The 17,344-nt window shown below is 65.2% G+C and carries 15 protein-coding genes; 4 read left to right on the top strand and 11 right to left on the bottom strand.

The annotated features are described in order from the left end of the window. Positions 1–229 precede the first annotated feature (229 nt). The 3 genes from rbsK to C7H85_RS00285 are packed head-to-tail and all read left to right on the top strand — an operon-like array spanning position 230 to position 3,078. Positions 230–1,141 (top strand): ribokinase, encoded by a 912-nt coding sequence (gene rbsK, locus C7H85_RS00295; protein ID WP_106727734.1) that lies wholly within the window; start codon positions 230–232, stop codon positions 1,139–1,141. Continuing rightward, positions 1,141–2,160, top strand: coding sequence for a substrate-binding domain-containing protein (locus tag C7H85_RS00290; protein WP_106727733.1), 1,020 nt, complete (start codon positions 1,141–1,143; stop codon positions 2,158–2,160). Before rbsK ends, C7H85_RS00290 begins: the two co-directional genes overlap by 1 nt. Positions 2,161–2,196: 36 nt before the next feature. Then, entirely contained in the window at positions 2,197–3,078 is an 882-nt protein-coding gene (locus C7H85_RS00285) for a DMT family transporter (protein WP_106727732.1), read from the top strand. 64 nt (positions 3,079–3,142) lie between these two features. Here C7H85_RS00285 and C7H85_RS00280 read toward each other — a convergent pair whose 3' ends face one another. The 8 genes from C7H85_RS00280 to C7H85_RS00245 all read right to left on the bottom strand — a co-directional run bounded on the left by C7H85_RS00280 (position 3,143) and on the right by C7H85_RS00245 (position 12,118). Further along, on the bottom strand, positions 3,143–3,958 hold the full coding sequence (locus C7H85_RS00280) for a TIM barrel protein (RefSeq protein ID WP_106727731.1): 816 nt from the start codon (positions 3,956–3,958) through the stop codon (positions 3,143–3,145). A gap of 485 nt (positions 3,959–4,443) precedes the next feature. Further along, on the bottom strand, positions 4,444–5,430 hold the full coding sequence (gene iolG, locus C7H85_RS00275; protein WP_106727730.1) for an inositol 2-dehydrogenase: 987 nt from the start codon (positions 5,428–5,430) through the stop codon (positions 4,444–4,446). A 60-nt stretch (positions 5,431–5,490) separates the two neighbouring features. Further along, the gene (gene iolB / locus C7H85_RS00270; RefSeq protein ID WP_106727729.1) at positions 5,491–6,312 is read right to left on the bottom strand and encodes a 5-deoxy-glucuronate isomerase; all 822 of its coding nucleotides are present in this window, start codon (positions 6,310–6,312) and stop codon (positions 5,491–5,493) included. A 196-nt stretch (positions 6,313–6,508) separates the two neighbouring features. After that, positions 6,509–7,354: a helix-turn-helix transcriptional regulator gene (locus C7H85_RS00265; RefSeq protein WP_106727728.1), complete on the bottom strand. Its 846-nt coding sequence runs from the start codon at positions 7,352–7,354 to the stop codon at positions 6,509–6,511. A gap of 66 nt (positions 7,355–7,420) precedes the next feature. Next, positions 7,421–8,593, bottom strand: a complete 1,173-nt coding sequence (locus C7H85_RS00260; RefSeq protein ID WP_106727727.1) for a Gfo/Idh/MocA family protein — start codon at positions 8,591–8,593, stop codon at positions 7,421–7,423. Positions 8,594–8,766: 173 nt separating this feature from the next. After that, the gene (locus tag C7H85_RS00255) at positions 8,767–9,690 is read right to left on the bottom strand and encodes a TIM barrel protein (RefSeq protein WP_106727726.1); all 924 of its coding nucleotides are present in this window, start codon (positions 9,688–9,690) and stop codon (positions 8,767–8,769) included. A 428-nt stretch (positions 9,691–10,118) separates the two neighbouring features. Then, complete coding sequence (locus C7H85_RS00250) at positions 10,119–11,273, bottom strand: phytanoyl-CoA dioxygenase family protein (RefSeq protein WP_106727725.1); 1,155 nt, start codon at positions 11,271–11,273, stop codon at positions 10,119–10,121. After that, positions 11,270–12,118: an SDR family oxidoreductase gene (locus tag C7H85_RS00245; RefSeq protein ID WP_106727724.1), complete on the bottom strand. Its 849-nt coding sequence runs from the start codon at positions 12,116–12,118 to the stop codon at positions 11,270–11,272. The genes C7H85_RS00250 and C7H85_RS00245 overlap by 4 nt, the downstream gene beginning before the upstream one ends. 114 nt (positions 12,119–12,232) lie before the next feature. Between C7H85_RS00245 and C7H85_RS00240 the strand changes: the two genes are divergently transcribed. Then, positions 12,233–13,267, top strand: coding sequence for a LacI family DNA-binding transcriptional regulator (locus tag C7H85_RS00240; RefSeq protein WP_106727723.1), 1,035 nt, complete (start codon positions 12,233–12,235; stop codon positions 13,265–13,267). Here C7H85_RS00240 and C7H85_RS00235 read toward each other — a convergent pair whose 3' ends face one another. From C7H85_RS00235 to C7H85_RS00225, 3 genes are all read right to left on the bottom strand, one after another. After that, positions 13,268–14,020 (bottom strand): sulfite exporter TauE/SafE family protein, encoded by a 753-nt coding sequence (locus C7H85_RS00235; protein ID WP_210433522.1) that lies wholly within the window; start codon positions 14,018–14,020, stop codon positions 13,268–13,270. A gap of 315 nt (positions 14,021–14,335) precedes the next feature. Beyond that, a complete protein-coding gene (locus tag C7H85_RS00230) occupies positions 14,336–15,808 on the bottom strand; it encodes a sugar porter family MFS transporter (RefSeq protein WP_106727721.1) in 1,473 nt (490 codons plus the stop codon). Between the two features lie 508 nt (positions 15,809–16,316). Continuing rightward, positions 16,317–17,342 (bottom strand): Gfo/Idh/MocA family protein, encoded by a 1,026-nt coding sequence (locus C7H85_RS00225; protein ID WP_106727720.1) that lies wholly within the window; start codon positions 17,340–17,342, stop codon positions 16,317–16,319. Positions 17,343–17,344 lie beyond the last annotated feature (2 nt).

The raw sequence follows: 17,344 nt of genomic DNA, 5'->3' as shown, positions 1-17,344 counted from the left end.
ACACCCATGCTAAAACAGGCGGGCAAAGGGACCGGCTCCACCGACAGTCACATGCCATGGCCGAAAATTGCTCCTGCATTTTCGGCATTCCCGCCATCCCTGGCGGTCAGATGGCATGTGCGAGCCTACATGGACGTACTTGCGGCGTGTCGGTGGCGCTGGCCCTTTGGTCGACCGATAGGGAGAGCACAGACGATGTTGCCATCCCCCTAACTACAAGGTAACAACCATGACCCTGACCGTAGCAGGCAGCATCAATATCGATCATGTGATCCGGCTGCCCCAGTTTCCCCGTCCCGGTGAAACCCTCACCGGCCGCGACTACCGCATCGTGCCCGGCGGCAAGGGGGCCAACCAGGCGGTGGCCGCCGCCCGCGCCGGTGCAACCACCCGCTTCGTCGCCTGCGTGGGCGAGGACGCCCTGGCCGACAGCCTGGTGGCCGGCTTCGCCGCCGACGGCATCGACACCGCCGCCATCGACACCGTCGAGGGCGTCAACACCGGGGTGGCGCTGATCCAGGTGAACGACGCCGGCGAAAACACCATAGCGCTGGCCGCCGGCGCCAACGGCGAGCTGACCCCGTCCCGGCTGCAACGCCACGCCGCCGCCCTGAATTGCGAGCAACTGCTGCTGCAGTTGGAGATCCCGCTCGAGACCAACCTGGCCGCCGCCCGCGCCGCCAAATCCCACGGCGCCCGGGTGGTGCTCAACCCCGCCCCTGCCCGCTCCCTGCCGGACGAGCTGCTGGCGCTGGTGGACCTCATCACCCCCAACGAGACCGAAGCCGAACGGCTCACCGGGGTGGCGGTGAACGACGACGCCGGCGCGGCCGCCGCGGCCGGGGCGCTGCACGCCAAGGGCATCGAGGTCGTCATCGTCACCCTGGGCGCACGCGGCGTCTGGCTGAGCGAACGGGGCGACGGCCGGCGGGTGCCGGGCTTTTCGGTGCAGGTGGTGGACACCACGGCGGCGGGCGACACCTTCAACGGCGCCCTGGTCGCCGCCCTGCAACAGGGTCGGCCGCTGGCCGAGGCGGTGCGCTTCGCCCAGGCGGCGGCGGCCATTTCCGTGACCCGCCCCGGCGCCCAGACCTCGGTGCCTTTCAGGGCCGAGATCGAGGCCCTGCTGGAGCAACATTGATGGCCACCATCAAGGACGTGGCGAAGCTCGCCAGGGTATCCACCTCCACCGTCAGCCATGTGCTGAACAAGACCCGCTTCGTCAGCCCGGAGATCACCGAACGGGTGGAGTCGGCCATAGAGACCCTCCACTACGCCCCCTCGGCGCTGGCGCGCAGCCTCAAGGTCAACCAGACCCGAACTTTAGGCATGCTGGTCACCACCAGCGCCAATCCCTTCTTCGCCGAGGTGGTGCAGGGGGTGGAGCAACGCTGCTTCGAGCTCGGCTACAGCCTGGTGCTGTGCAACACCCGGGGCGACAAGGCCCGGCTCAACGCCAGCATGGAGATGCTGCTGCAAAAGCGGGTGGACGGCGTCATCCTGATGTGTACCCAGGCCCACCTGGGGGCGAAGGTGTTCGACCGCTACCCCAGCGTACCGCTGGTGCTGGCGGACTGGGGCCCCATGGATCTGGGGGCGGATCTGATCCAGGACTCGGGCCAGCAGGGCGGACGGCTCGCCACCGAGCATCTGATCAGCCTCGGCCACCGTCATATCGGCTGCATCACCGGTCCCACGGGCAAGCGGGCGGCGGAGGAGCGGCTGGCGGGCTATCGGGCCGCCATGGAGCAGGCCGGCCTGGCCGTGCGCCCCGAGTGGATAGCCGAGGGCGACTTCGAGCTGGCCGGCGGCAAGGCGGCCATGGCCCGGCTGCTGGAGAGATCCGAGCGGCCCACGGCGGTGTTCGTGGGCAACGACATGATGGCGGTGGGCGCCCTGCGGGCCCTGGCCGATGCGGGCCTCAAGGTGCCGCAGGACATGTCCCTGGTCGGCTACGACAATATCGAGCTGGCCCGCTACCTGGTGCCGGCGCTCACCAGCATAGAGCAGCCCAAGGCCAGACTGGGCGCCCTGGCGGTGGACACCCTGCTGGCCCGTATCCAGGCGCCGGACAGCCCCCGCCGGGTACTGACCCTGACCCCGGAGCTGGTGGTGCGGGAGAGCAGTGCCGCACTGGCCATTCCCCGCCGGCTTGGGTAGCATCGCTGCTTTGCCGGCCACTAATGAATCCAGGTTATGGACCACCATCAGAAAGGACTGCTGCTCACCGCCCTGGGGGTGCTGATCATCTCCCCTGACGCCCTGTTGCTGCGCATCATCAGTATTCCCGCCGATCAGCTGGTGCTGTGGCGCGGGCTGCTCAACGTGCTGGGGTTCTGGCTTATCGTGGTGGCCCGCTACCGCCGCCACTGGTTTCGCGCCTACCTGGCCTGCGGCCCGGCGGGCCTGGGCTGCGCCCTGCTGTTCAGCATGAGCACCATCGGCTTTGTGCTCGGCAACCACTTTACCAGGGCCGGCAACGTGCTGGTGATCCTGGCCTCGGCGCCGCTGATCGCCGCCCTGCTCAGCCGTGTGTTCCTGCATGAACGGCTGCCCCTGCGCACCTGGCTGGCCATCGGCGCCTGCTTGGCGGGGATTTCGCTGATCGTGCTCGACGAAACCGGCGAAGGCTCCCTGCTCGGCAATGCCCTGGCACTGATGGCGGCGGTGGGACTGGCCGGCAACCTGACCCTGGCGCGCAGCCGGCCCGGGGTGGACATGAGCCCCATGCTGACCCTGGGCGGCCTGGCCACCGCCCTGCTGGCCCTGGCCTGGAGCGGCGGGGTGATGCTGCCCGACGCCGCCAACCTGGGCTGGCTGCTGCTGTTATGCCTGGTGCTGATGCCGGCGGGCTTCACCCTGATCCAGCAGGGGCCGCTGTACCTGCCCTCGGCGGAAGTGAGCCTGCTGCTGTTGCTGGAAACCGTCTTCGGCACCCTGCTGGTATGGTTGTTCCTGGCCGAGCGCCCCACGGATCAGGGCCTGCTGGGCGGCGCCATGGTGCTGCTGGCGATGGGGGTAAAAAGCGTGCTCGACCGGCGGGCGCAAAAAAAGCGCCTGCTCACAGAGCAGGCGTAAAACTCAGACCCAAACGATCTGAAACCCATCGAGAAACAAAAAACAGACTCAATAACGCATCGCCTCAGCGGGACAGCAGTTCCGCCGGCAGGGTAAAGGCTTCGCGGAAGCGGCGCAGGGCCAGTTCCGAATCGCCGGAGGCGAAGGCTTCCAGGCCGATATTGCCCCGGTAACCCACCTCATACAGCGCCCGGGCGATGGCGGGATAGTTGATCTCGCCGGTGCCGGGCTCGCAGCGGCCGGGCACGTCCGCCACCTGGATCTCGCCGATATGGGGCGCGCTGCGGCGGATCAGCTCGATCAGGTTGCCCTCGCCGATCTGGGCGTGATAGAGATCGAGCATCATCTTCACCCGGGGCCGGTTCACCCCCGCCACCAGCTCCAGTACCTCCTGGCCCTTGGCGAAAGGCACGCCGGGGTGGTCCACCTCGGTGTTGAGGTTTTCCAGCACGAAGGTCACCCCGTGCCGTTCTCCCAGATCCGCCAGCCGGTTGAGGGTGTCGGCGGCCTTGAGCCACATGGCGCCGGTTACCTGCGCACAGGGTTTGACCGGCAGGCCCTGGTTGTCGAGGCCGGTGCCGTGCAGGTTCAACCGGGGAATGCCCAGCTCTTTCGCCACCGGTATCGACTGGGCGGCGGTGCGCAGCAGCTCGGTGGCGCCCTCGTCGTCCGCCAGGGTGCCGGTGACATAGCCGGTCATGGAGGAGAAGGTCGCCCCGCTCGCCGCCAGCGCCGGGATGTCGTGCCGGGTCCAGTCCCAGATCTCGACCTGGAAGCCCTGCTGGTGAATATGTTTGATACGCTCCAGTACCGGCAGATCGAGAAACACCATCTCGGCACAGACCGCCAGGGTAAAGGGCTGGGAAACATCCATGGTCATGTGTTTACTCCTGATAATAAAAAATAAATCCCGCCACCCGGCCCTTTTGCAACCGATAGCAAAATGACCCATGGGAGCCGCTGCAGAGTCCGCTGTAGGGTCCACTTCAGTGGCCCCCCCCAGACCCCGGCGCCGTTTTTTGGTCGACTGAAGTCGACCCTACGGATAGGGGCAGCCCAGCCCCGGCGCCGTATTTTGGTCGACTGAAGTCGACCCTACGGATGGGACCAGCCCAGACCCCGGCGCCGTTTTTTGGTCGACTGAAGTCGACCCTACGGATGGGACCAGCCCAGACCCCGGCGCCGTTTTTTGGTCGACTGAAGTCGACCCTACATGGGACCAGCCCAGGCCCCTCCGCCGTATTTTGGTCGACTGAAGCCGACCCTACATGGGACCAGCCCAGGCCCCGGCGCCGTATTTTGGTCGACTGAAGTCGACCCTACGGATGGGGCCGGCACACCGGTTATCTGGCGCGGGCCCTTTCCTTACAGGCGAACCGTCTTGCCGGTGGCGTAGGACTCCACCGCCGCGTCGGCCAGGCGCAGGGCCTGCTCGCCTTCCTTGCCGCCGCTCAGGCATTGGGCCCGGCCCAGGGCCACGTCCACGAAGTGGGCCCACTCGGTCTTGTAGGCGGCGCTGTAGCGTTCCAGGAAGAAATACTGGGGGTTGGCCACACCGGTGCCCTGCTCGTTGGCCAGCAGCACGGTGTTTTCCAGCTGGTTCTCGGCCCTGAGCATGCCCTCGGCGCCCAGCAGCTCGATGCGCTGGTCATAACCGAAGCCGGAGCGGCGGGTATTGACGATGGTGCCCAGGGCGCCGGAGGCGAACTCCAGGGTGACCACGGCGGTGTCGATATCGCCGGCCTCACCGATGGCCGGGTCCACCACGCAGCTGCCGCGGGCGGTCACCGCCACCACCGGCTCGTCCACCAGGTAGCAGGCCATGTCGAAGTCGTGGATGGTCATGTCGCGGAACAGGCCGCCGGAGCGCTGGATGTAGGACACCGGGGGCGGCGACGGATCCCGGGACACGATCAGCACCGACTCGGCCTTGCCGATCTGGCCTTGCTGGTAGCGGTTGCGCACGGCGGCGAAGTTGGGATCGAAGCGGCGGTTGAAACCCACCAGCAGCGGCACCTTGCACTCCTCCACCACCTCGAGGCAGGCCTGCACCCGCTCGAGGCTGAGATCCACCGGCTTCTCGCAGAAGATGGCCTTGCCGCTGCGCGCCGCCAGCTCGATAAAGTCGGCGTGGGTGTCGGTGGCCGAGCCGATGACCACGGCGTCGATGCTTTGGTCGGCCATCACTTCTTCCAGTGTCTTCACCGGTGCGCCGGTTTTCTCGGACAGGCTCTGGGCCGCCTCCGGAAAGGGATCCACGATGGCCACCAGCCGGCTCTCGGGATGCGCCACTATATTCGCCGAATGCACCTGGCCGATGCGGCCGGCGCCAATCAATGCCACATTAATCATTTACCCTCTCCTTGTCCTTGTGTTGACTTGCTTGTTTTGGGTGAGTTGCTGTTGGGCAACTTACTTGGTTCTGGGATAGTTATCGGAATTCACCCAGGCGTGATCGGCCTCCCAGGTAAAGCGCCACTTGCGGGTGGGCCCGGCCATCACGTTCAGGTAGTAGTTGTCGTAACCGGCGATGGTGGCCACCGGGTGGTAGCCTTTCGGCACCTGCACCACGTCCTGGTTGTAGGGCGCCATGCACTCGTCCAGCTCGAAATCGTCGGTATAGACCCGCTGCAGGGCAAACCCCTGGGGCGGATCGAAGCGGTGGTAATAGGTCTCTTCCAGGTAGGTTTCGCCCGGCTCGGCGTCCCGGTCGTGCTTGTGGGACGGGTAGGAGCTGGTGCAGCCCTCGTCGGTGAACACCTCCACCACCAGCAGGCTGTCCGCCTCGGCGGTGTCGGGCAGGATGTTGTGCACATAGCGCTGGTTGTGGCCCTTGCCGCGATGCTCGGCATCGATCTGCGCGGGAGCAATCAGCCGCGCCGGGTAGTTACCGAAACCCGGCGCCTTGCATACCGCCAGCTCTACTTTAGTGTCGGCGGTGACGGTGAAATGATCGTCGTTGGGCACATAAACCGCGTAGGGCTTCTTGCGCTCGAAGGGACTCATCCGCTCGCCGATGGAGCCGACGTTCAGCTCTTTTGTGCGCACACTGGCCTTGCCCGCCACCAGCACCAGGCAGACTTCCCGGTCCAGGGTCTCCTGGCTCAGGCTCTGGCCGGCTTCCAGCTCATACACCTCGAAGCCCACATAGCCCCAGCCGGCCGACTCTGGCGTGATGCGCTGGATGGCGCCCTGGCCGTCCGCTTGTCGGCGCTTGGATAATAATTTGGACATCCGCTTCCCCCTGGTTGGTGAATGACTGATTCTGTTGGAAGTGATAATAAAACATTTATTTCGTTTGGTGAAATTGTGAATTTAAAAATCCAAACGCTCTTTGGCGGAACTGTGACTGGCGACACAATTCGTTAACCTCGTCGGCCGGCGCGGGCCGGTTTGGAGCAGGCTGGCACGGGGCCGGCGCGCGGGAAGGCTATTCCAGGTATTGCCGGCGGTACCGGCCGGGGGGGATGCCCACCACCTTCCGGAAGGCGGTGTTGAAGTAGTTGGGGTTGTCGTAGCCCACCAGCAGGGCGATGTCGGTGACGCTGAGCCCGGTGTTGATCAGCAGGGTCTGGGCCTCGCCGATGCGCCGGCGGATCAGGTACTGGATGGGCGAGCAACCCACGCTCTGCCTGAAGCGGTGGGCGAGGTAATAGGGGCTGATGTTGAGCGCCTCGGACAGGCGGCCGAGATCCAGCTCGTCCTGGTAGTGCCGGTCGATATAGCGCTTGACGCTTTCGCCCAGCTCGTAGCGGGCCGCCTCCTCCTCCGCGTCCTGCTCGTCGATCAGGCTGAACACCATCAGCAGCAGCGCCTGCAGCAGGTGATCGCAGCAGGCCAGGCTGAGCTTGTGCTCGGAACGGATCTGGGCATGCAAGAGCCCGAACAGGCCGTCGAATTCCCCATGGCGCTCGCCGGTGGGGATCCGCACCCGACCGCGGCTCAGGGTGTTTTTGGGCAGGCCTTTAAGCTTGAGGTTGGTGAAGGCGCAGCAGTAGACGCTCATGCCCTCGCCCGGGTTGGCGGACTCGTCATGCAACACACCGCCGTTGTAGATCAGCAGATCGCCCCGCCCGGTACGGTAGGCGCGACCGTCGATGACATGGGTGCCGCTGCCCTCGCGGATAAAGACGATCTCCACCCGGTCGTCGTGCCGGTGCATGGCGCGGGGCAGCCGGGTATCGCCGGCGTCGGCCAGGCAGAGGTACATCAGCTCGGCCGGCTGCTCCAGCTCCAGCCGGCCCCGGCGTTTGCCGCTGACAAAATGCTGTATCACGCCGTCTCTCCTGGTGGGCACACCCGCTTATCTTGTCCCCGGGGAGCGCGCGGCGCAAGCCCACCCCTAGCGGTAATCCACCCACACCGCGCCCTGGTCCGCCGAGCGCACGCAGTTTTCCACCCAGCGCACCCCTGCCACCCCGGCCTCGATGCCGGGGATATGCAGGGCCTGCACCCGGTCGTGCTCGCCCGCGTCGCAGGCTTCCATCGCCAGGGCGAAACGGTAGTAGAGGTTGGACCAGGATTCGAACAAGCCCTCGGGATGACCGCCGCCGATGCGGTCGTCCTCCAGCGCCTCGGGGTAGAGGTAGCCCATGCCCCGCTCCAGGATGCGCGCCGGCTCGCCCTGGATTTCAAAACGCAGCTGGTTGGGCTGTTCGTCCCACCATTCCAGGCTGGCCCGGGAACCGATCACCCGGATCTTCTGGCCGTGCATGGAGCCGGCGTTGACCGCGCTGGCCCAGAGGTGCCCCATCACCCCGCCGCTGTACTGCATCAGCACATAGGCGTTGTCCTCGAGCGGCGCCCGGCTCTGCACGAAGCTCTGGCGGGCGCACAGCAGCTTCTCAATCTTCAGTTCCGGCAGCATCACCTCGGACAAATAGAGCGGATGGGTAGCCAGATCCCCCAGCACATAGCTGGGCCCGGCGTAACGGGGATCCACCCGCCACTGGGTACTGGGGTTGGCCAGTTCCACCGCCTCGTTGTGGAAGCCGTGGGCGAACTGCATGTGCACCATGCGGATTTCACCCAGCTCGCCGTTGGCGATCATGGCCCTGGCCTGGCTGATCAGTTGGTGGCCGGCATAGCCGTAGGTCACGCACAGCATGCGCTGCCGGCGTTCGGCCAGGGCGCGCAGTTCCTCGGCCTCGGCCAGGGTAAAGCACAGGGGTTTTTCGCACACCACGTGCAGGCCCGCTTCCAGCGCCGCCTTGCTGATGGCGAAGTGGGTGCCGTTGGGGGTGGCGATGGACACCGCCTGGATACCGTCTTCCCGTTTGGCCTCTTCGGCGAACAGGGTCTGGTAGTCGGCGTAACAGCGCTCGGGCGCCACCTGCAGGCCGGCGCCGAAATCCCGGCCCCGTTCGGGGTCGATGTCGAAGGCGCCGGCCACCAGTTGGAAGCTGTGGTCGCGCAGCGCCGCCGAGCGGTGGATATAGCCAATCTGGCTGCCCTTGCCGCCGCCCACCATGGCCCAGCGGATGGGCGCCTTGACCTTGCGTTCTCCATAAATCATTGCGGTTTCTCCTTGTTCCAGTCGTCTGTAGGTATCCCGAGTCCGGCCAAAGGGACTACTCCGCCGACCCGCTGTAAATACATCCCTGTACACTCGCACATGCCATCCCTGGCATGTGACGGTCGGCGGAGCAGCTCCCTTTGCCCGCCCCTTTGACATTGGTATTGACTGCCCTAAAACCCCTTGCTTTGCAGAAAGGCCAGGCTGGCGGTCACATCCTGCAGGCTGCCGGCGGCGTTGCGCGGATCCCGCTCCTGCTCCACCGTGATATAGCCCTGGTAGTCAAGCTCCTTGAGCAGGGCGTGGATGGCGTCGTAGTCCAGCACGCCCCGGCCGATGGGACACATCACGCCCCGGGCGCAGGCGGCGAAGAAGTCCACCGGCTCCGCCATCACCTCGGCGTACACCTCGGGGTCTATGTCCTTGAAATGCAGGTAGTCGATGCGCCCGGCATGGCGCCGCAGCCAGCTCACCGGATCCATCTTCGAGTAGTAGAGATGGCCGGTGTCCAGGCACAGGCCGGCCACCTCGGCGGGGATGTCCTCTACCAGTCGCTCGATTTCATCCTCGAATTCGATATAGCCGCCCGCGTGGGGATGGATCACCGCCCGCACCCCGTACCGGTCCCGGGCCAGGGTGGCGATGGCCTCGATATGCGCCATGGTCTGCCGCCAGCGCTCGGGCGAGAGCCGGCGCGCGCGCTCCGGGTGGCCGGCCACCAGGCTGCGCTCGGCGTGCACATGGTCGATCAGCACCAGGTAGGGGGCGGCGAAGCGCTGACCCGGCGCCTTGGGCAACCGGGGCAAGCGGGTGAGCAGGTCGCAGATGTCACGGGTCTGGCGGAGCAGGTTGTCGAGGTTGGCCGGGTCCACCAGATCGTCGAAGATGGTGCCCGCCACCACGCTCAGGCCGTTGGCGTCGAGCGCCGTGCCGACCCGGTCGATATCCAGCGGCAGGTAGCCGTAGGGGCCGAGCTCGATGCCCCGGTAGCCGGCCTGGGCCGCCTCGCTCAGTACCCTTTCCCAGGGCGGCAGGTGGGGATTGTTGACGTCGTCCACGCCCCAGCAGCAGGGGGCACTGGTGATATGCATGGTCATGATGGCACCTCGGATAGGGCTTACAGCCGTTGTTAATGTGCTGTTATTAGAGCAAAAGCCGGCAGGGTCCATATTCGATTTCTTGCGCTTTGTGAATGCAGGCAGAGGGCGGGAATTGCGCCATATGGCGCATCGGAGTGGACCACAAGAAAAAAAACAGAGAAAAACTTTATTTTCTTGCTTTAGGGACAGATCAGGCTGCCCCTTGTACCTTCAGGCCAGGCGCTTGGGCACCAGTCCGACCGTCTGAACAGAGCACCATATAGTTTAAAACTCGGGCAAGGTGCTTCCTGGTAAGCGGGCTGCTGCCATGGTTTGGGTGTTGCCCGCCCCGTTGGGGCGTGGGCGGGCCGCCTGCGCCCCACCGGCAAGGCGCCCGTCTGCAAACGGCGGTGTTTGGCCGCCGGTTAAAGTGGCAGGGGTCGCCTTCACGCCTGCCGCTTTTGCTGGCTCAGGCTCAGTTGCCGGCCGAAGTCCGCTTCCGTCCAGCCTGCTTCCAGCGCCTGGCGCAGCAGTTGCTGCTGGGTTTGCGGCGCCAGGCCGCCGAGGGGCGGATCCCGGTCCAGGTTAGTGGGAAAGGAGTACCCATCGGCGGCGGCCGCGATCAGCGCCGACAGCTCGGGCTCCGCCAGTTGGCCCTGACGATAGCGGGCCAGCAGCGCCGGATAGAGGTGCCGCAATATCCGCTCCCGGTTCACCGTTTCCATCGGCTTGCCGAAGGCGGAAGACACCTGCAGCAGGTTGGCGGTGCGCACCACATCCTCGGTGCTGTTGCTGCCGGCGGCGTGGAACAGGGCCGGGCTGAAGAACAGCAGGTCCCCCCGCTCCAGCGGCAGCTGCACCGCATGGCGCTCGAAATAGTCGATAAAGTCCGGCCGCCGCCAGGCCAGGTAGCCGCCCTCATACCGCTGGGAAAAGGGCAGCAGCAGGGTGGGCCCCGCGGCCAGGGGCATGTCCGAGTGGGCCACGGCCCCCTGCAGGGTCAGGTACTGGGACAATTGCTGCACCGGCAGCGGGAAGCGGCTCGCGTCGGCCGCCGACTGGAAACCGAGGTGGTAGTCCCGGTGCGGCTGCTGGGCCTGGCCGCCCGGGCGCACCACATTGACCTGGGCGGTGATCTGGTACCAGGGCCCCAGCCAGGCCTCGCACACCAGCGCCAGCAGGGGGTTGGCGTAGTAGTCGATAAAGGCCTCGGCGTCCCGCTCCGCCACCTTCTGCAGTGAGTTCCAGATGCGGCCGTTGTGGCCGGCCTGGGCGAAGTGATCCGCCGCCGCCCCGCGCTCCGCCTCCTCCGCGAAGATGCGCCCGAACACCGCCGTGTTGCGCTCGATGACCCCCTGATCGGCATAGCCGCCCTTGATCACCAGCACCCCCGGCCCCTGGGCCAGGGCCCGGTGCAGCTCGGCCAGCACTTCGGTGCGATGTCGTTGGACGGCGGCGTTCAGGGTGTTCGCCCGATAGACCAGCACCCGGCGTTCGATACCGGCCGCCAGGGGGTAGTCGGCCAGGGCCGGAGACTGTTCGCACAGGGCGGCGAACCCGGCCAGCTCCAGCCGCTCCGGTTGCAGATAGAGCGCCGTCATGCCGCGCCTCCTTCCGGCAGGGCCAGGGCCGCCGGCGGCTTGGGGGTGCCTTCGTCGCCGCAGCCGATCACCCCCTGGTCGAAGTCGATGATGGCGCCGGTCATCATGCCCGACTCGTCGGACAGCATAAAGGCCAGTGCCCGCGCCACCTCCTCCGGCTTGAGCAGGCGGCCGAAGGGCTGCGCCTGCTCCACCCGGTCCAGCCAGTCGTCGTCGGCACCGTGGTACTGGCGCTGGATCTCGTGCTCGTGGGGCGAATCCATCCAGCCGATATTGAGGCCGTTGACCCGGATCCGGTTGCGCATGGCGCTGTAGGCCACGTTTTTGGTGAGGGTGGTCAGGGCGCCCTTGGAGGAAGCGTAAGGGGTGAGGAAGGACTGGCCGCCGTGGGAAGTCATGGTGATGATGTTGGCGATGCTGCCTGCTGTTCCGGTGCGGATCATCAGCTTGATGGCCGCCTGCATCAGGAAGAAGGGCGCCCGCACGTTGACCGCGAAGATGCGGTCGAACAGCTCGGGGCTGGTGTCGAGGATGCCGCCCCGATCCGACATGCCGGCGCAGTTGGCCAGGCCGTGCAGGGTGCCGAAGCGCCGCTCGGCCTCGTCGATAATGGCCTGGCAGTCCTCCGCCCGCTCCAGATCCGCCGGCACGAACCAGGACGGGCAGCCCATGTTGGTCAGCCGGTCGGCCTGGGCCTGCCCCTTGTCCCGGCTGCGCCCGCACAGCACTAGGCCCGCCGCTCCCCGCGCCGCCAGCAAGCCGGCCACCGCCGCCCCCAGCCCCTGGGTACTGCCGGTCACCACGAAATAACGTCCCTCGAAGTCTCGCTTGTCATTCTGGCTCATCTGTCCCTCCGGTAATGCTCAGATAAAATAGATATTTCGTTTTTGTTAATTTCAAATCGATAGTAGCATTTACACTTCGGCAACAAGACCTCGGCAACGCCTCAAAAACGCCTCATGAACGAACTCGACCGCAAGAAATTCTCCATCAAACAGATCGCGGCCCAGGCCGGGGTCAGCAAGGCCACGGTGGACCGGGTGCTGCATCGCCGCGGCCAGGTGCACTACCAGACCCTCAAACGGGTGGAGCAGGCCATCCGCGAGCTGGACAGCCAGCAACGGGCGGCGCTGGCCGCCGGCCGCACCCTGTATTTCGATGTTGTCATGCAGGCGCCGGAGCGGTTCAGCGGGGCGGTGGCGGAGGCCATGACCGGCCAGGTGGGCAGCCTGGCCCCCTACCGGATCAGCCCCCGCTTTCACCTGTTCGAAGACATCGGCGTTACCGAACTGGTCAAATTGCTGCAACGCAGCCTCGAGCAGGGCAGCCAGGGGGTGATCCTGAAGGCGCCGGACGAGCCGCCGGTCAACGAGGCGGTCAACCGGCTGTCCGAGGCGGGCATCCCGGTGGTCACCCTGGTCACCGATCTGCCCGCCAGCCGGCGCATCGGCTACATCGGCATGGACAACCGCAGCGCCGGGCGCACCGCCGCCTACCTGATGCGCCGCTGGCTGCCGCCCACCCCCGCCCGGGTGGCGGTGGTGCTGAGCAGCCAGGGTTTTCGCGGCGAGGAAGAGCGGGAGAGCGGTTTTCGCCAGTGGCTCAGGGAGCTGGCGCCGCACCTCGAAGTGGTGGAGCTGAGCGGCGGACTGGGGATATACAACAAGACCCTGGGGCTGATGACCGACTGCCTGGACCGCCACCCCGATCTGACCGCCGTCTACAGCGTGGGCGGCGGCAACAGGGCCATCGTCGATGCCTTCGCCGCCCGGGGCCGTCCGCTCGAGGTGCTGATCGGGCACGATCTGGACCGGGAAAACCGCCATCTGCTGGCGGAGGGGCGCATCGCCGCGCTCATCGACCACGACCTGCAGCAGGACGCCCGCCGGGCCTTTATGCAACTGCTGCGCTTCCATGGCTTCCTGCCGGCCGGTGCCGCCCCGCCGGACTTTTCCCGGGTGCTGGTAGTCACCCCCTTCAACATGGCGGGCTGATCACCACCAGGCCCGGAGGCTCAGTTGCAGGAAATGCAGGCCGGAGAGGAACAGCAGCCCGTAGCACAACCGGTAGATCAGTTGCTGGCTGGCGGTCCGGACCAGCCAGACCCCGAGCCAAACCCCGACCGGCACCAGCGGCACCAGCATCAGCGAGGTTTGCAGGTTGCCGGGGTTGAGCTGGCCCAGCAGGGCATAGGGCACCAGCTTCATCAGGTTGACCAGCGCGAACAGCACCGCCATGGTGCCGATCAGCAGCCGTTTCTCCAGTTGCTGGGGCAACAGGTACATGCTGGCCGGCGCCCCGCCGGCGTGGATGGTGGTGCTGAACAGGCCGGTGAGAGTGCCCCACAGGGTGCCCTGCCCCAGGCCGCCGGCCCGGGCCGGCACCGGCGGGCTGAACCAGTGGTGCAGGCAGAACAGGATGGAGGCAATACCGACGAAGCCGGTGAGCAGCCAGGCCGGTGCCCGGGCCATCAGCAGCCCCGCCAGCGCCACCCCCAGCAGGGCGCCAGGGATGATCTGGCGGATCTGGCGCCAGCACACATGGCGGTGGTGCCAAGCCACGGCGAACAGGTCCATCAGGCACAGCAGCGGCAGCAGCACGGCGGCGGCGGTGGAAGGATGGGTGGTCAGGCTGATCAGGGGCACCGCCACCACCCCCAGGGCACCGCCCAGGCCGCCCTTGGCGATGCCGTAGATCAGCACGGCGGGCACGGCGACCAGGTAGAAATAGGGATCGGTGATCATCATGGTCCCTCAAAAAAACCGGCCCAGGGGCCGGTTTCAAACTACAGACAAAGCTTCAAGGGTCGACTTCAGTCGACCAAACCCCGGTGCCGATGGCAGGAAGGTCCATTGAAACGGACCCTACGGCCCCCCCGTAGGGTCGACTTCAGTCGACCAAACCCCGGCGCCGATGGCAGGAAGGTCCGTTGAAACGGACCCTACGGCCCCCCACAGGGTCGACTTCAGTCGACCAAATCCCGGCGCCGATGGCAGGAAGGTCCGTTGAAACGGACCCTACGGCAGACCCCACAGGGTCGCCATCCCCACCTTAGTAACTCTTCAGCCGTTGGCCCGGGCCATCTCGACCGGTACCTCCTTGGCCTCCAGCTTGGTCCTGGCCAACATGGTTTCTTCCATCTGTTCCAGGGTCACGCCCTTGGTCTCGGGCAGGAAACGGGTGACAAAGAAGTAGGACAGCACGCAGCAACCGGCGAACAGCCACATGGGGAAGGCGCCGTTAAAGTGCTCGAGCAGGAAGGCGTTGTCGTTCATCAGCGGGAAGCCAAGGCCGATAATGAAGTTGCTCACCCACATGGCGGCTATCGCCAGCGACATGCCCTCGGAACGCATCCGGTTGGGGAAGATTTCGGACACCACCACCCAGGCGCCCACCGCCCAGGAGAAGGCGAAGAACAGCATGAACAGCAACATGCCGGAGAGGATGAAATAGCCGTTGCGCACCGCTTCGGCCCCGGCAAGGCCCGCCGCGTGGTAGAGGAAGTAGGAGGTCACCAGCAAGCCGGCGGTCGAGCCGATGGCGCCGATGCGCAGCAGCGGCACCCGCCCGACCCTGTCCATCAGAAAGGCGCCGATGGAAGTCCCGACCAGTTGCACCACCCCGATCCAGATGGTCATAAACAGGGCGGCCTCGTTGTTGCCGGTGGCCTGCTCCAGCACCACGGGGGCGAAATACATCATCACGTTGACGCCGGTGGTCTGCTGGAGGACGGCGATCATGCAACCCACGAAGGCGATAAACCAGAACGCCTTGTCGTTGCGGTAGTCGATCTTGCGCTTTTGCTGCTGCTCCAGTTGGCGCTGCTTGAGCGAGTCCTTGATCTCCCTGAGCACTTTTTCCGGGTAGGGACCGTTGTAGATCTTGCGCAGGGTGGCCAGGGCCGCGGCGTCGTTGCCCTTTATCACGTTCCAGCGGGGCGATTCGGGGATGAACATCACTACCAGGCAGAACAGCAGGCAGGGGATCACTTCCGAGCCCAGCATCACCCGCCAGCCCATGTCCACCAGCCAGGCTTCGCTCGCCCCTTTGGCGATCAGGTAATTGATGGTAAAAATCGCCACCTGGCCGAACACGATGGCGAAGTTCTGCATGCCGATCGCCCGGCCGCGCATGTCCTTGGGCGAGACTTCCGACATGTACATGGGCGACACCGCCGAGGCCAGGCCCACCGCCACCCCGCCGATCAGGCGGTAGACGATAAACCAGGAGAAGGTATCCACCAGGGCGGAGCCCAGGGCGGAAACGGTAAACAGCAGCGCCGCCAGCACCAGCGCCTTCTTGCGACCCAGCTTGCCAGCGATGGCACCGGCGGCAAAGGCGCCGACGATGCAGCCGATGGCCACGTTGGAGACCGCCCAGCCCACACCGGCGGCGTCCAGTCCGAAATAGCTCTTGATGGGGCCGATGGCGCCGGAAATCACCGCCGTGTCGTAGCCGAACAACAGGCCTCCCAATGCGGATACTGCACAGATCAGCAGTACGTACTTGATGTTGTATCTTCCTTGCGGCGTCATGATGCCTCCGTCTGAATAGCTGCCTGGCCATGGGCCTGCGTAAAAATAACGTAGCGTTGTTGTTATCAATCCATCTCAATAACGAATCTAAACGAATAATTCATTATGATCAATTTTGAAACAAAAATTCTATGATCTGGATCGGTATTTGTGCCGTCATTGTGAATTTTTGTTTGATCCGGCTCCCACTTTTCCCTTCCAGGGAGCCATCGGAGGATGAAACACCCGGGCCCGATACCCGTGATTTATTTCATTTTCCGCCCGGGCCGCGCGCATAAAAAAACAGGCAGGGGCCGAAGCCGCCTGCCTGAAAAAGGGCAAATCGCAACCTTTAACCGACTGATATCACCGCTGTTCAACGGCCGTCATCTCCGCACAGGCGGAGATCCATGAAATGGTGCACCGGACTCCCGCCTCCGTGGGAGTGACAGGGAAAAACACCGGAGTGGCTACGGAGAAATACGAAGCGTTGTCAGCAGTCCGAGCCTGTAACGGTGTCATTTCATTATTAGAGGCTGATGGAACGCCCCTCTTTTGCACTCTGGCGCGCGGCATCCAAAATGGCCAGGGTCGCCGCACCTGCTTCAGCGGTGACGGGGGGCAGATTGCCCGTACGAACGGCCTCCGCAAAGGCCTCGTAGTAATAGTGATAGCGCCCCTGCTCCGCGGCAACACGCACCGCGCCTTGTGCGCGATAAAGCGTACCCCAGTTGCTCTCGGGTTCGAAACCCCAGGTCTCGGGATTATCCGCGGGCCGCTTGCCCGCAAAGATGTCCTGTGCCTGGACGTCCACGCTCGACGCCACATAGCTGCCAAGCGAGCCATAGGCGCGAAGCTCACGGCAATCGATATGGTTCGACTTGCTTGCCGACAGGTGACTGTGCGCGCCGTTTTCATGGCGCAACGTGATGGTGAAGCTCACATCGGTTTCCCCTTCGGCGAGTTCCACGACGTCCATCTGCGCATCGACCGACGTCACCGGGCCAAGCAGGTACAGCATCTGATCGACGACATGGCTGCCAAGATCACGCAGCAGGCCACCCATTGGCCCCGCTTCCAGGGTCTCCGGGCTGTCTTGATCCATACGCGACTCAATACGCCTTATATCCCCGAGCCTGCCATCCAGGATGAGCTTGCGCAGCGTTTGCAGGTCGGAGTCGAAGCGGCGGTTTTGATAGACGCCAAGCGTGACGCCCTTGGCCCTGGCCGCGTCGCCAAGCTCGCGGCCACCTTTGGCGTCGGGCGCGAAGGGCTTGTCGGCAATCACATGCAATCCCGCCTCAATGGCTTCAAGTACGAGTTCGCGGCGCGTTGCGGGGGGCGTGGTGATGGTGACCGCGTCGCACACCCCGGCCTCAATCATCGCGGTGAGACTCGGGAAGATGCTGACCTCGGGCCAGTCGGCCTTCACCTTTGCAATGGTCGAGGGCGCACGCGCAACAATGCCCACCAGTTCACAATTCCTTGCGGCTTTAATGAAGGGGGTATGAAAATGCTGCCCGCCAGTACCGTATCCAACGACTCCAAAGCGCATTA

The sequence above is a fragment of the Zobellella endophytica genome, assembly GCF_003012775.1.
GTDB lineage: Bacteria > Pseudomonadota > Gammaproteobacteria > Enterobacterales > Aeromonadaceae > Oceanimonas > Oceanimonas endophytica.
Note: the sequence above shows the minus strand (reverse complement) of the source record. Positions and strands in the feature narration are given on the sequence as shown.